Origin of the sequence: Streptomyces thermocarboxydovorans (assembly GCF_039524635.1) — a bacterium.
Lineage (GTDB): Bacteria > Actinomycetota > Actinomycetes > Streptomycetales > Streptomycetaceae > Streptomyces > Streptomyces thermocarboxydovorans.
On record NZ_BAAAGU010000030.1, the window covers coordinates 4,646 to 18,657 of the forward strand.

The following is a 14,012-nucleotide window of genomic DNA, read 5'->3' on the forward strand; positions in this document are numbered from 1 at the left end:
CGCCGTGGGCCGGGCGCCGTTGTCCGGCTGAGCCGATCGCCGTGGGCCGGGCGCCGTTGTCCGGCTGAGCCGATCGCCATGGGCCGGGCGCCGTTGTCCGGCTGAGCCGATCGCCATGGGTCGGGGCGCCGTTGTCCGGCTGGGCCGATCGCCGTGGTTCCGGCGGGCTGTCAGCCGGTGGCGCCGGTCAGGTAGGCCGAGGCGATGGCGCGGGCGATGCAGCGGTCGACGGGCTCGTCGGCGGGGCCCGCACAGGTGACCAGGTGCAGACCGGCTCGCTCGCCTCCGCCCGGCGCGGACACCGGGAGGGCGTCGGCCCGGGCGCGGTCCAGGACCCGCACGGACACCACGGTGAACTCGGCGACCCTGCCGTCCGCGCGGGCCACGCGGAGCTTCTGGCCGCGTTCGAGGGTGCTCACCTCGGTCCGCCCCAGCAGCAGGGCCGTGCCGGAGGCGCCCGGCGTGGCCCCGTCCCGGTACCAGGCGATCATGCCCGGCCGGTCGGCGGCGGGGGACGGGGTGAGCGTGCCCCGGTCGTCCAGCCCGCGGGCCACGACCGGTGCCTCCACACCGAGGACGGGGATGTCCAGACGGCGCGGGGCCGCCTCGCCGAGCGGCCGGTGCGCGGGAGGCAGGTCCGTCTCGGGCGGGCGTCCGGCCGCCGCCATGTCGCCGGTGGCCGCCCCGGACAGGCCGGGCGGCAGGGCACCGGCCTCACGCCCCCACAGCCACAGCCCGAGCAGCAGTACCGTCCAGGCGACACCGGAGAGCAGACGCCCGGTGCCGCCGCGTTCTCGTCCGGACATGGTCAGCTCGTCCCCCGTCGCCGGCGCGGGTGCCGCCCGCGCACCGCCGCCGCTGCCGCGGCGCCGACCCCCATGAGGGCCAGTCCGAGCACGACCTGGGCCGTGCCGGGCCCTTCCTCGCGGGCGTCGGAGGCGGCGAGCGTGAGCGCGGCGAGGAGGAGGGCGCTGGTACAGACAGTGAGACGCTGGGAACGCATCGTGAACCTCCTGTCACGGGGAGCGTCCCCCGCGCACCCCGGCCACGCATCCTCGGTACGGGCCGATTGCTCCGTACGGGTGAGGGATCGGGCCGGGGGCGTTTGGCGGCCGGGAGGTCTCCCGAGGCGTCCGGAAAGCCCCGGAGGAGGTCCGGGAGTCCTGGAGGCTCCGGGGCAGCCGTCAGACAGGTCGACCAGGTCCGCGATGGGCGTCAGACCAGGTCGACCAGGTCCGCGATGGGCGTCAGACCAGGTCGACCAGGTCCGCGATGGAGTCGACGACCTTCGACGGCCGGTAGGGGTAGTTCTCCACCTGGTCGGGGCTGGTCAGGCCGGTGAGCACCAGGAAGGTCTGCATCCCGGCCTCCATGCCGGCCAGGACGTCGGTGTCCATGCGGTCGCCGATCATCGCGCTGCTCTCCGAGTGCGCCCCGATGACGTTGAGCCCGGTGCGCATCATCAGGGGGTTCGGCTTGCCCGCGAAGTACGGCTGCTTGCCGGTGGCCTTGGTGATCAGGGCGGCCACCGCCCCGGTCGCCGGAAGGGGGCCTTCGGCTGACGGGCCCGTCTCGTCGGGGTTGGTGCAGATGAAGCGGGCGCCGCCGTTGATGAGCCGTACGGCCTTGGTCATGGCCTCGAAGGAGTAGGTGCGGGTCTCGCCGAGGACGACGTAGTCCGGCTCGTGGTCGGTGAGGACGTACCCGATGTCGTGCAGCGCGGTGGTCAGACCCGCCTCGCCGATCACATACGCGGAGCCGTTGGGCCGCTGGTCGTCGAGGAACTGGGCGGTGGCGAGGGCGGAGGTCCAGATGTTCTCCAGCGGCACCTCAAGACCCATGCGGCGCAGCCGGGCGTGCAGGTCGCGCGGGGTGTAGATCGAGTTGTTGGTGAGCACCAGGAAGGGCTTGCCGGACTCCCGGAGCTTCTTCAGGAAGGCGTCGGCGCCCGGGATGGGCACGCCCTCGTGGATGAGGACGCCGTCCATGTCGGTGAGCCACGACTCGATGGGCTTGCGATCTGCCATGTGCTTCGTACTCCCTGGCGGCGTTGGGGACATGGGCGGGGCGCCGGAACCACGGCGTACCGACGCACCCCAGGGTAGTCAGGACCGGGTCGGACGGACCCCGTCGATCTCCCCGTACAAGTTGCCGTTTGTCGTATGACGACTCGCTGTACTTCTGCTTGCCGCCAGGTCAACGGCGGCCGCCGGTCATTGCCTCCGGGGCCCCGGGTCGGTGGAGGCCACGCCTCTCTCCTGGTCAGCGGCGGCCGGGGAGCCGGCGGGCGAGCAGCACGGCTCCGGCGCCGGCGAGGACGAGGAGCGCGGCGCCCGCCAGGGCGATGGTGGCCCTGCCGAGTCCGGTGCGGGCGAGTTCGTCGGCGAAGGGGATCCGGTCGTAGGGGGGCGGGGGCGGGGGCGTGGGGGTGGAGGCGGAGGTGGCGGCGGGGGTGGCCGCGCCGGAGGCTTGGGTGTCGGTGGGTCGTCCGGTCTCACCGGGTCCGCCGGTCTCACCGGGTCCGCCGGTCTCACCGGGTCCGCCGGTCTCGCGGGGCGTACCGGATGCGTCGGGCCCCTCGGAGGCGTCCAGCCCCTCCGACTCGCCGGAGTCCCTGCTCTCCCCGGGCGGCGGCTGCGCGGTGGCCGGCTCCCTCCCGGCGATACGGAAGCGGTAGTCGTTCGACTGGCCGACCCACTCCCCGTCCCGTCCCCTGCGCTGCACCACGGCCGCGTTGGCGGTGACCTCGTTGGCCACGGCGTCGGAGGTGATCGCGAGGCGCAGCCGCACGTCGACCGTCCGGTCGGGGCGCACGGTGAACCCGCGGAAGCCGCCGCGGTCGTCGGCGAGGGCACCGATCAGCTCGTCCTCCTCCGTCCGCACGAAGCGCACGGGGTGCGGGCGGCCCTTGTCGTCGTAGAACTCCAGCACGGTCTGCGCGGGTTCCAGGGCACGCGCCTCGTCGACGAGGACGATCACCGGGTGGATGTGCGTGCAGGTGCGGTCGGTGGTGTTGGTGAGCCTCAGCCGCCAGGTCCCGTGGCCGCCTCCGGCGGTGTAGCTGCGGGGCCCGCCGTGCAGGCGCGTGGTCAGCGGGAAGCTGCGCTCGTCGGCGGGGGCGCATGTGGGCAGCGGGGCGAGCGGTGCCGCCTGCGCCGGGGCGGAGACGGCCGGGGCGGCGGTCACGAGGGTGACGAGCAGGGCGGCGGTCGCCGCCGGACGGGAGGGCAGGGTCGTGGGCGGTCGCATGAACACATGACCATGCCGGTCGGACGGCTCCCCGCACACCGCCATCCGGTGCACCCGCCCCGAACGCCCGCACAACTCCGCCCGCTCGGAGCACACACCGGGCCCTCCGGGTGGACAGGCGGGTGGGCCAGCGGGTCAGGGCGGGCCGGCGACCGGTCCGAGGTCCTGTGCTACGACCAGTCCAGGACCCTGCGCTACGACCACTCCAGGACCCTGGGCCACGACCGGTCCAGGCTCCTGGGCCAACGACCGGGCTGCGCCCCCCGGCTACGAGGGGCCCGTGGTGCCCGTCTCCCCAGCTACGCGGGCCCTGTCTCTCCAGCGCCCCGCCCGAAAACCGGCGCGAGGACCAACTGGGCCGCGCCCTCCGCGACCCCGCGCTCCCCGCCGGGCGCGATCCGCACCGGTACGCCACCCGCACGCCCGCCTTCGCGCCGGGCGCGGGCGTCGAGGACGGCGCCGACCCCGCGCACGAACGCCTCGGGCGCCGCGGTGACCGTACGGCCGCCGAGGAGCACCAGGTCGATGTCGAGCAGCCCCACCAGGTTGGCGGCCCCCGCGCCGAGCACCCGGGCCGCCTCGTCGAGATCACCGGCCGCCACGGCGTTCAGGCACAGCGCCTCGATGCACCCGCGGTCGCCGCAGCCGCAGAGCGGTCCGTCCAGCTGGATGACCTGATGCCCGAACTCCCCGGCGCCGGTGCGCGCCCCGCGGTGCACCCGGCCGCCGATCACGAGGCCGGCGCCGAGCCCGGTGCCGAGGTGGAGGTAGGCGAAGGACCGGGGGCCGTCGCCATCGTCCTCCGGGGCGTCCGCAGGCGTGTTGAGGGCGAGGCCGAGGGCCGCCGCGTTGGTGTCCTTGTCGAGGACGACCGGTATGCCGAGGCGGCGCGCCAGCGCGTCCCGGAGCGGGAAGCCGTCCCATTCGGGGAAGCCGGTGACGCGGTGCAGTACGCCCCGGGCGTGGTCGAGGGGGCCGGGGAGCGCGACACCGGCGCCGAGCAGCGAGGGCGCGCCGGCCAGGGTGCCGTCCGCCGGCCGCAGCACGTCCGTGACCAGCGCGGTCGCGGCCCGTGCCATGCCGTTCAGCACGGGCTCCGCGCCCGCTCCCAGGTCCAGCGGGGAGCGGTACTCCCCCACCACCGTGCCCCTGAAGTCGACCAGCACGGCGCGCAGTTCGTCCCGGTCCAGGTGGATGCCGAGCGCGTGTGCCGCCTCCGGCACCAGGCGCAGCACGGTGCGCGGCTTGCCGCCCGTGGAGGCGCGGCGTCCGGCCTCGACGGCGAGGCCCTCCTGCCGCAGCCGGGCGGTGATCTTGCTGACCGCCTGCGGGGTGAGCCCGGTCCGCTCGGCGAGTTCCAGGCGGCTGATGCCCGGGGCACCGGCGGTGCGCAGCAGATCGAGCACGAGGGCGCTGTTGTGGCTGCGCAGGCCGAGCAGATTGACTCCGCCCCCGCCCGGACCACCCGAGCCCGCAGACCCTGCCGAGCCAGCCGGACCAACGCCCGTACCGCTTCTCGGAGTCCCGTCCGCTGCAACTCGGCCCACGCCCGCGTCGTCCCCGTCGATCGCCCTGTTCACGCCTCCATTCTCTCCCGCGCTTGCACTTTGGCAACAGCGTTGCGAAAGTGGTGCCATGACTGGCCCCACCACTGGCACTGGCACTCCCCTCCGCGTCGGCCTCATCGGCTACGGCCTCGCGGGCTCCGTGTTCCACGCCCCGCTGATCGCCGCCACCGAAGGCCTCGCGCTCGACGCGGTGGTCACCTCGAACCCGGAGCGGCAGCAGCAGGCCCGCGCCGAGTACCCGGACGTCCGCATCGCCGCCACCCCGGACGAGCTGTTCGCACGCGCCGACGAGCTGGACCTGCTGGTCGTCGCCTCCCCGAACAAGACCCACGTCCCGCTGGCCACCGCCGCCCTGAAGGCCGGCCTGCCGGTCGTCGTCGACAAGCCGCTGGCCGCCACGGCAGCCGAGGCCCGGGAACTGGCGAGGCTCGCCGAGGAGGGCGGCCTGCTCCTGTCGGTCTTCCAGAACCGCCGCTGGGACAACGACTTCCTCACCCTGCGCAAGCTGATCGGCGAGGGCGAGCTGGGCGACATCTACCGCTTCGAGTCCCGCTTCGAGCGGTGGCGCCCGCGGCTCAAGGGCGGCTGGCGGGAGTCCGGCGACCCGGCGGAGATCGGCGGCCTCCTCTACGACCTCGGCAGCCATGTCGTCGACCAGGCGCTGGTCCTCTTCGGCCCGGTGACCACCGTGTACGCCGAGACCGACGTCCGCCGCGAGGGCGCGGCCACCGACGACGACACCTTCATCGCGCTGACCCACGAGAACGGCGTCCGCTCGCACCTGTACGTCTCCGCGACCACGGCTCAACTCGGCCCGCGCTTCCGCGTCCTGGGCTCGAAGGCCGGCTACGTCAAGTACGGCCTGGACCCGCAGGAGGCCGCCCTGCGCGACGGGCTGCGTCCGGGCACGGACGCCCCGTGGGGCGTGGAGCCGGAGGAGCTGTGGGGCAGGGTCGGCGCCGGCGAGTCCCCGGTGACCGGCGGCGGCCGCCCCGAACCGAGCCTGCCCGGCGACTACCCCGCCTACTATGCGGCCGTGGCGAAGGCCCTCACGGCCGGCGGCCCCAACCCGGTGACCGCGCTGGAGGCGGCGGCGGCTCTCGACGTACTGGAGGCGGCCCGCCGTTCGGCACTCGAGAAGGTGACGGTGACGCTGTGACGCACAACCCGGAGCTCACCCCGAAGTTCCACCCGGAGCTGACCCCGGGCGTGGAGGAGCTGGAGGCACAGGAACGGCGCCTGGTGTTCAAGCAGTTCACCCACGACGACGCCTGGGAGCTGGGCTCCCTGCTGGTGGAGATGGCCCGCGAGCGGCAGGCCCCGGTCGCCATCGACATCCACCGCGCGGGCCAGCAGCTCTTCCACGCCGCGCTGCCGGGCTCCACGCCCGACAACGACGCCTGGATCGCGCGCAAGCGCCGGGTGGTCGAGCGCTACGGCTCCTCGTCCTACCTGGTCGGCGCCCGTCACCGGGCCAAGGGCACCACGTTCGAGGAGTCCTCCCGGCTCGACCCCGACACCTACGCGGCGCACGGCGGCTCCTTCCCGATCAACGTCGAGGGCGTGGGCGTCATCGGCGCGGTCACCGTCTCGGGCCTGCCCCAGCTCCAGGACCACCGCTTCGTGGTGGAGGCGCTGGAGCACTTCCTGACCAAGCGCTGAACTGTCGTACGTCCGGGCACATGGAGGGGCCCCTCGCCGTGGAGCGTCACACACGGCGAGGGGCCCTTCGCCGACCCGGTCCGGGTGTCCGGGGATCCGGGTGTCCGGGTGTCCGGGTGTCCGGGATTCCGGGGATCCGGGATTCCGGGGATCCGGGATTCCGGGGATCCGGGGATCCGGGGATCCGGGTGTCCTGATCAGACCCCCGCGATCGACTGGATCCAGGAGCGGTACGCGGTCACGTTGGTGTAGGCGCCGGTGCGTCAGGCGGCCTTCAGCTCCTGCCGCTGCCGCCCCAGCCCCTCGACCTCCAGCTCGACCACATCGCCGGCCCGGAGGTACGGCTTCGGCTCCGGGCGGCCCATCGCCACCCCCGCCGGCGTCCCCGTGTTGATGACGTCCCCGGGGTACAGAGTCATGAACTGGCTGACGTACCGCACGACTTCACCCACCGGGAAGATCTGCTCGGCCGTCGAGCCGTCCTGCTTCAGCTCCCCGTTGACCCACAGCCGCAGCCTCAGGTTCTGCGGGTCGGGCACCTCGTCCGCCGTCACCAGCCAGGGCCCCAGGGGGTTGAACGTCTCGCAGTTCTTCCCCTTGTCCCAGGTCCCGCCCCGCTCGATCTGGAACTCCCGCTCGGACACGTCGTGCGAGACGGCGTACCCGGCGACATGCGCGAGCCCCTGCTCCGCCGACTCCAGATAGCGCGCCGTGCGCCCGATCACGACCGCCAACTCGACCTCCCAGTCGGTCTTGACCGACCCGCGCGGCACCAGCACCGTGTCCTGCGGTCCGACGACCGTGTCCGGCGCCTTGAGGAAGATCACCGGCTCGGCGGGCGGCTCGGCCCCCGTCTCCTTGGCGTGGTCGAAGTAGTTCAGCCCGATGCACACGATCTTGCCGATCCGCGCCACCGGCGGGCCGATCCTGAGCCCCGTCCCGTCCAGCGCGGGCAGCTCACCACGGTCGGCGGCGGCCCGGATCCGGCCGAGCGCCGCCTCGTCGGCGAGCAGCGCCCCATCGATGTCCGCGACGAGACCCGACAGGTCCCGCAGGGCTCCCTCGGCGTCGAGCAGGGCGGGGCGTTCCTGTCCCGCCGTACCGACTCGCAGCAGCTTCATCCAGACGTCTCCCTCGATCGCGGGCGCCCGCCCGATGCTTGCGATCGGTGCGGCGAGGCGCAGCCATCGGAGGACTGGTGGGATCCTCCAAGAGCCCTGTCCACTCCGCAAGACCCCGTTCACGTACTGGACCGCGCCCGCGGAGACCCGCTCAGCGGTTCAGCGGTACAGCACGGCCCGCTCCGCCAGGCTCCAGGTCCGCCGGCCACCGTTCGCCCCCTGGCCAGCCGCCCTCTCACGTCACCACCCCGTCGGCAGTACGGTGTCCCCCATGCGCCCCGACATGCCTGCCGAGAACGTCGACCACACCGCCGAGGCGGCACGCCTGGAGCGGACCGCCGATCTCTACCCCGAGGACGCCGAGTCCCTGCTGCTGCGGGCCGCCGCCCACCGCGAGCTCTCCGGCGACCGCCCCGCCGCCACGGCCCTCTACGACCGCCTGCTGGCCTCCGGCACCCCGCTGGACAACCCGCACCTGGTCCGCGCCCTGAAGGCCTCCAACCTGTGGGAGTACGGGCACGAGGCGGAGGCGCGCGCCATCATCGAGGGCATCCGCACGGCCGCCCCGCGCGACCCGGCCCCCTGGGTGATCGTCGCGGAGGCCCTGGAGGCCCACGACGAGCTGGAGCAGGCCCACGAGACGTTCACCGAGGCGGTACGCCTCCTGCTGGCCGACGCCCCGGCGACTCCGCCGAGGCCCACGCACCCTCTTCTCTTCGGCAGGCACCGGGTCCGCCGGATGCTGGGCGCCGACCACGACGAGTGGGACGCCCTCGCGGACTCCGTCCACACCCTGCCGATCAGCCTGGACGAGCTCCACGACCCCAAGCGCGTATGGTCCCTCGGCTCGGAGAACCCGGCGGAGCTGGAGGCGGAGCTCATCCGCCTGCGCGCGGAACTCGGCGCCTACCGCGAGGCCCTGTCCCGCCCCTTCCCCGTGGCCGTCCTGCACTGGCCGGCACCGGAACTGGCGGAACTCCTCGAGGCGTATCCCTCCCTGGCCGAGGAGTACCCCTCCCACGAGGCGCACCTGGCGACCATAGAGTCCGCCCTGCGGGAACTGGCCTCCTCGGGCACCGGCAACCTGGGCATCGTCACCGGCACGGTCCCCTCCTACGAGGCGTTCGCCGCCGCGGAGGGCGCGTCCCCGGCGGACGCGACGCTCCTCCCCCAGTACGCGACGACCCTGGCGGCCCGGGGCCGCGCGGTCGCCTGGCCCCCGGACCCGGGCGCCCCCTGCTGGTGCGGCTCCTCAGCCCCGTACGAGACCTGCCACGGCACCCCGGCCTGACCGGGGCCTGCTCGGCTCGGGCGCTCCCGAGATGCACAGCCGCCCGGAACGGCAAAACTGAACATATGACCACCAAAGCACTCCTGGAGGGTGGCCCGGACGACCTAGCAGGCAAGGTCGTCCCGATCACTCCCCCCGGCCAGGAACTCAAGATCCCCCACCTGGGCGGCTACGAGCACTACAAGGTCACGACCCGCCACGCCCAGACCGAGGAGGGAGACGCAACGGTCTACGAGTGGTGGGAACGGACGGAGGTGGCCGAGTAGGCACCCTCGGAACCGAGACACGACGACGCCCGTTCACCGGTACGACGTGGACGGGCGTCACTCATGACCAGGTGACGGCCGCCGTCAGCCCCTGGAAAGGCCGGCGCGAGCCTCCGTGCCGGGGATCCGCGGATCCGGAACGACGGATTTCACTTCGTGCAATCCCCCTGACTCGCCACACCTACCGCACGATATCGTCACATCCGATCAGTTGGACTGGCATGCCGTGCGTCTCGTGGCATGTCCCGGCGAGCGAGGAACATCTGGATGCCGCTGCACCAGCCGTCTTCGGAATGGCAGTTCGAAGTACCCACGACCGGCAGCAAGCGGCTCCCTCCGGCGGCAAGGTCCTTCGAGTCCCTCACGCACCAGGGGTACGGCTTCGAGGCGGCCATCGCCGACCTGATCGACAACTCGATCGACGCCGGAGCCCACAACGTCGTGGTGAGCTTCCTCCGGGACACCGGTGAGCACGGCGGACGCGACCGCCTCGTCAGCCTGCTGGTCATCGACGACGGTCAGGGCATGGACGAGGCGGGCCTCGACACCGCGATGACGGTCGGGGGTCAGGAGACGTACTCGGCCGGGGCGCTGGGGCGTTTCGGCGCCGGTCTCAAAGCCGCCTCGCTCTCCCACGCGGACTCGCTCACCCTAATCAGCCGGACCAAGCGCAGCCCCTCGGCGGGCCGGCGCTGGCTCACGGCCCGCGCGCAGGCCGACTTCACCTGCGACATCGTCGATTCGGGGTACTGCCAGAATCTGGTCGACCGCTACGACGGGATCATCGGCTGGCACGGCACGATCGTGCGCTGGGACCAGGTCCGCGCGTTCGAGACCATCACCGCCGGACAGACCGACCGCTACCTCAACGACGCGATCGAACGGCTCGAGACCCACCTCGGGCTCTACCTCCACCGTTTCCTCGCCCGCGACGACTTCCACGTGGACATCGTGGTGGAGGACGTCCACACCCGTGAGGAGCTGGACCACCGGGGCGTGGAGCCCATCGACCCCTTCGGCTACCGGGTCACGGGCCGCCCCGGCTACCCGCGAGAGTACGTCGCACCGGTCGAGGGCGTCGGCGACATCACGCTCACCGCACACATATGGCCGCCCAAGTCGCCGCTGGTCGCCTTCCGGGGCATCGGCCCGCTCGCCGAACGCCAGGGCTTCTACCTCTACCGCAACGACCGGCTCGTCCAGGCCGGCGGCTGGAACGACACCCGCAGCGCGGAGGGCCACCTCGCTCTGGCCCGGATCGCCGTCGACCTGCCGCCCGAGCCCAACGACGTGTTCGCCCTGACGGTGAAGAAGGACGGCGTCCAGGTCACGCCGGCGTTCGCCCGCGGGCTGGAGAAGGCCACCGTCCCCGGCACCGGGCACACCTTCGCCGAGTACCTGCACGAGGCCGAGGCCACCTACCGCGAGGCGGCCAAGCGGCGCACCGAGGTCAGGCGTCCCTCGGCCGTCCCACCCGGCAAGGGCATCGACCCGAAGCTGAAGCGGACCCTGCGGGACGAACTGCCGCAGCTGGAGGGCGCCGACCCCATCACCTTCACCTGGGCCAGGCTCGACGTGCCGCCCGGTGTCGACTCCGCCGACCTGCTGTTCACCATCGACCACAAGGAACGCACGGTCATCCTGAACAAGGACTACCGGCACGCCTTCAACGGCGGGCGCCGCGGCGGTTCCAACGACGCCCCGGTCCTCAAGAGCATGCTCTATCTGATGCTCAACGAGATCTTCCAGAAGGAGCGGGTCTCGGCCAACCAGACCGACAAGATCGCGCTGTGGAACAGCGTGCTCGTCTCCGCGGTACGAGCCGAACTGGCCCGTACAGAGGGCTGACAGCCCCTCTCCCCCAGGCAACGTCCCGTACTTCCAGAGAGGCGCACACCGCTGTGACCGCCGAGACCCGCCCCGCGGCCGACCACCTCGCCGACCTCCACGGTGAGATTCTCGACTCGATGAGCCGGAGAGGCCCGCGGCACTTCGCCAAGCTCGCCTTCGCCCTCTCCGACTCCGACGAGCCGGCGGACACGGACCTGTCCGTCTTCCGCGACCGTCTCCTTGCCGCGGACCCCGGCGACGAGCTGCTCGTCCTGTGGCGCCGCCGGCTCACGGCCTGGGACTTCGAGGAGTCCCCTGCATGGTCGTCGACCGCCCCTCGCACCCGCGAGCGCCGCTCGGAGGTCTACGACAAGCTCGCGTTCGGCCCCGACCTGCGCAAGGCGCTGGACGCAGCTGTCCCGATCCACACCGAACCCGGCCCCGTCACCATCAGCCGCGAGTTCGAGCCCTGGTACAGCCGGGAACTGGCGGCGAACCGCTCCTTCTACTGGACCTCGTACGAGCGCCTGCTGCGCCGCAAGGGCTGGAGCGACGCGGCGGTCACCGGCCTGGACGAGGCCGCGCACGCGGTGGTGGAGCGGCTCGCCGACCCCACCCGCGAGGAGCCGTACGGCGCACGCGGTCTGGTGGTCGGCTACGTCCAGTCCGGCAAGACGGCCAACTTCACCGGCGTCATCGCGAAGGCCATCGACGCGGGCTACCGCCTGGTGATCGTCCTCGGCGGCACCCTGAACCTGCTCCGCGGCCAGACCCAGCGGCGTCTCGACATGGAACTGATCGGCCAGGAGAACATCCTGGGCGCCGCCGACCCGAACGACCCCGACGCCCTGGTCGGCATCGACTACCAGGACGACGAGGACTGGCCCGAGAAGTTCGTCTCGTTCGGTGCCCGTCCCTCCCTGCTGGGCGCCTTCGACATCGAGCGTCTGACCTCGCGCGACCGTGACTACATGGCCCTCGAACGCGGCATCAGCGCCCTGGAGTTCGAGAAGCCGGACCGCACCCGCCCGCTCCACGACCCGGCGAATCTGCACGCGGCCCGGGCCCGCATCATGGTCGTGAAGAAGAACAAGAGCGTGCTGGAGAAGCTGGTCAAGGACCTCAAGAAGATCGGTCCGATCCTCGCTGAGATCCCGACTCTGATCATCGACGACGAGTCCGACCAGGCCTCGGTGAACACCACCGACCCGAAGAAGTGGGAGGCCGGCACGGTCACCCGCACCGCCATCAACGGCCAGATAAGCAAGCTGCTGAAGCTCCTGCCCCGTGCCCAGTACGTGGGCTACACGGCAACCCCCTTCGCCAACGTCTTCATCGACCCGGGCGACGAGGAAGACCTCTTCCCGCGCGACTTCCTCATCTCCCTCCCCCGTCCCGACGGCTACATGGGCGTCCAGGACTTCCACGACCTGGACAGCGCCGACGGCGAGGGCGAGGCCGAGAAGCGGCACGTCCGGGGCATCTACGAATCGACCGGTGACCGCCTCCAGGAGGCCCTGGACGCCTTCGTCCTCACGGGCGCGCTGAAGCTGTACCGCGCCACCCACGGTGTCCCCGAGGGGCCGTTCCGCCACCACACTATGCTCGTGCACGAATCGGTGCGCATGGCCGAGCACGCCGCGCTCGCTCTGCGCATCAGCAACATGTGGCACAACGCCGCCTACACCGGCCCGGACGGCCACGCGCGCCTGTCGGCCCTCTTCGACAAGGACTTCCGGTCGTTCGCGGACAGCTCCCTGCCCACACCGACCACGTACGCCGAACTCAAGCCGCATGTCGCGCGAGCTCACCAGCTCATCAGCCGGGGCGGCAGCCCGGTCATCGTCGTCAACGGCGACAGCGAACGCGACTACGCCCAGCCCGACCTGGACTTCGACCGCACCCCGAACGTCTGGAAGATCCTGGTCGGCGGCACGAAGCTGTCGCGCGGCTTCACGGTCGAGGGCCTGACGGTCTCCTACTACCGCCGGACGACACAGCAGGCCGACACCCTGATGCAGATGGGCCGCTGGTTCGGCTTCCGCCCCGGCTACCGCGATCTGGTACGCCTCTACATCGGCCGCGAGGAACAACTCGGCCGGGGCCGCAACGCCAAGACGGTCGATCTCTACGAGGCCTTCGAGGCCATCTGCCGCGACGAGGAGCTCTTCCGCGCCGAACTCGCCCGCTACGCCCCCATGGTGGACGGCCGCCCGCAGGTCACCCCGGCCCAGATTCCGCCGCTGGTGGCCCAGCACCTGCCGTGGGTGAGACCGTCGGCCCGGAACAAGATGTTCAACGCGGAGCTGGTGGAGGTGCGGTCGCCCGGGACCTGGGTCGAGCCGACCGCCCACCCGGAGACGTCCGAGGAGTTGGCCCACAACACGGCGTCCTGGGAGCCGGTGCTCGCCGCACTGGGACGTGATCCGGTGACCCTCGCGGTCGGAGACGGCCCGGCGTACGAGGCTCGGGTGGGAACGATCTCGCACGAGACGCTGACCACGGTGCTCTGCGCACTGCGCTGGTCGGCGCCGAGCCAGTTCTCGCCCCACCTGGAATTCCTGCTGGGCGCCGCGCAAGGAGCCACGAAGATCGACGACTGGCTCGTGATCACCCCGCTGCAGACGTCCGCCCGGCGCGTGGAGGCGCGCATCCTGGGGCACGGTCCCTTCACCCCGGCGAGGCGGAACCGGCGACGGGGTCCGCTGTTCGGCGCGCTCAGCGAGCCCAAGCACCGTGACGTCGCGCTGCGCGTGGCGGGGGCTCTGGAGACGGCCGGGAACGCGGCCGTCGAGGGGTACGTCCGCTCGGGCCGTGGCGCGCTCCTGCTGTACCCGGTGGTCGAGTCCGAGCCGCGTCTCGGTCCCGACGGGACGATCGCTCCCGGTGACGTCGTGATGGCCTTCTCGTACGTGGCCCCGCGGTCATCGGTGGGTACCGGGCGCCCGCTGGTCCGGTTCCGGACGATCGACAAGAGCCGGCAGGATGCGGTGGTCATCGACCGAGCCGACGTACGCCCCTGAGG

At 72.3% G+C, this 14,012-nt stretch carries 12 protein-coding genes; 6 read left to right on the top strand and 6 right to left on the bottom strand.

Annotated features, from left to right (window positions below; all coding sequences use genetic code 11):
* Nucleotides 1-170: 170 nt before the first annotated feature.
* The 5 genes from ABD198_RS15535 to ABD198_RS15555 form a co-directional block, all read right to left on the bottom strand.
* Nucleotides 171-806, bottom strand: coding sequence for a sortase domain-containing protein (locus ABD198_RS15535; protein WP_344001504.1), 636 nt, complete (start codon nucleotides 804-806; stop codon nucleotides 171-173).
* Between the two features lie 2 nt (nucleotides 807-808).
* The gene (locus ABD198_RS15540) at nucleotides 809-1,003 is read right to left on the bottom strand and encodes a hypothetical protein (protein WP_344001506.1); all 195 of its coding nucleotides are present in this window, start codon (nucleotides 1,001-1,003) and stop codon (nucleotides 809-811) included.
* A 244-nt stretch (nucleotides 1,004-1,247) separates the two neighbouring features.
* A complete protein-coding gene (locus ABD198_RS15545; RefSeq protein ID WP_344001507.1) occupies nucleotides 1,248-2,027 on the bottom strand; it encodes an HAD-IIA family hydrolase in 780 nt (259 codons plus the stop codon).
* A gap of 235 nt (nucleotides 2,028-2,262) precedes the next feature.
* On the bottom strand, nucleotides 2,263-3,249 hold the full coding sequence (locus ABD198_RS15550) for a hypothetical protein (RefSeq protein ID WP_344001509.1): 987 nt from the start codon (nucleotides 3,247-3,249) through the stop codon (nucleotides 2,263-2,265).
* A gap of 299 nt (nucleotides 3,250-3,548) precedes the next feature.
* Complete coding sequence (locus tag ABD198_RS15555; RefSeq protein WP_344001510.1) at nucleotides 3,549-4,886, bottom strand: ROK family transcriptional regulator; 1,338 nt, start codon at nucleotides 4,884-4,886, stop codon at nucleotides 3,549-3,551.
* On the opposite strand from ABD198_RS15555, the gene ABD198_RS15560 reads away from it, so the two are divergent.
* Nucleotides 4,885-5,976, top strand: coding sequence for a Gfo/Idh/MocA family protein (locus tag ABD198_RS15560; protein ID WP_344001511.1), 1,092 nt, complete (start codon nucleotides 4,885-4,887; stop codon nucleotides 5,974-5,976). The two genes, ABD198_RS15555 and ABD198_RS15560, sit on opposite strands and share 2 nt — an antisense overlap.
* A complete protein-coding gene (locus ABD198_RS15565) occupies nucleotides 5,973-6,479 on the top strand; it encodes a heme-degrading domain-containing protein (RefSeq protein ID WP_344001513.1) in 507 nt (168 codons plus the stop codon). Before ABD198_RS15560 ends, ABD198_RS15565 begins: the two co-directional genes overlap by 4 nt.
* A gap of 263 nt (nucleotides 6,480-6,742) precedes the next feature.
* Here the strand turns inward: ABD198_RS15565 and ABD198_RS15570 are convergent, their stop codons facing one another.
* On the bottom strand, nucleotides 6,743-7,600 hold the full coding sequence (locus tag ABD198_RS15570) for a fumarylacetoacetate hydrolase family protein (RefSeq protein ID WP_344001515.1): 858 nt from the start codon (nucleotides 7,598-7,600) through the stop codon (nucleotides 6,743-6,745).
* Nucleotides 7,601-7,871: 271 nt separating this feature from the next.
* Between ABD198_RS15570 and ABD198_RS15575 the strand changes: the two genes are divergently transcribed.
* The 4 genes from ABD198_RS15575 (at nucleotide 7,872) to ABD198_RS15590 (ending at nucleotide 14,010) form a co-directional block, all read left to right on the top strand.
* Nucleotides 7,872-8,891 carry an SEC-C domain-containing protein gene (locus ABD198_RS15575; protein WP_167993951.1) on the top strand — a complete coding sequence of 340 codons (1,020 nt, stop codon included), beginning with the start codon at nucleotides 7,872-7,874 and terminating at the stop codon, nucleotides 8,889-8,891.
* A 65-nt stretch (nucleotides 8,892-8,956) separates the two neighbouring features.
* Nucleotides 8,957-9,157, top strand: a complete 201-nt coding sequence (locus ABD198_RS15580; protein ID WP_167993949.1) for a DUF5988 family protein — start codon at nucleotides 8,957-8,959, stop codon at nucleotides 9,155-9,157.
* Between the two features lie 267 nt (nucleotides 9,158-9,424).
* On the top strand, nucleotides 9,425-11,005 hold the full coding sequence (locus tag ABD198_RS15585) for an ATP-binding protein (RefSeq protein WP_344001520.1): 1,581 nt from the start codon (nucleotides 9,425-9,427) through the stop codon (nucleotides 11,003-11,005).
* A gap of 119 nt (nucleotides 11,006-11,124) precedes the next feature.
* A complete protein-coding gene (locus ABD198_RS15590) occupies nucleotides 11,125-14,010 on the top strand; it encodes a Z1 domain-containing protein (protein WP_167994133.1) in 2,886 nt (961 codons plus the stop codon).
* Nucleotides 14,011-14,012 lie beyond the last annotated feature (2 nt).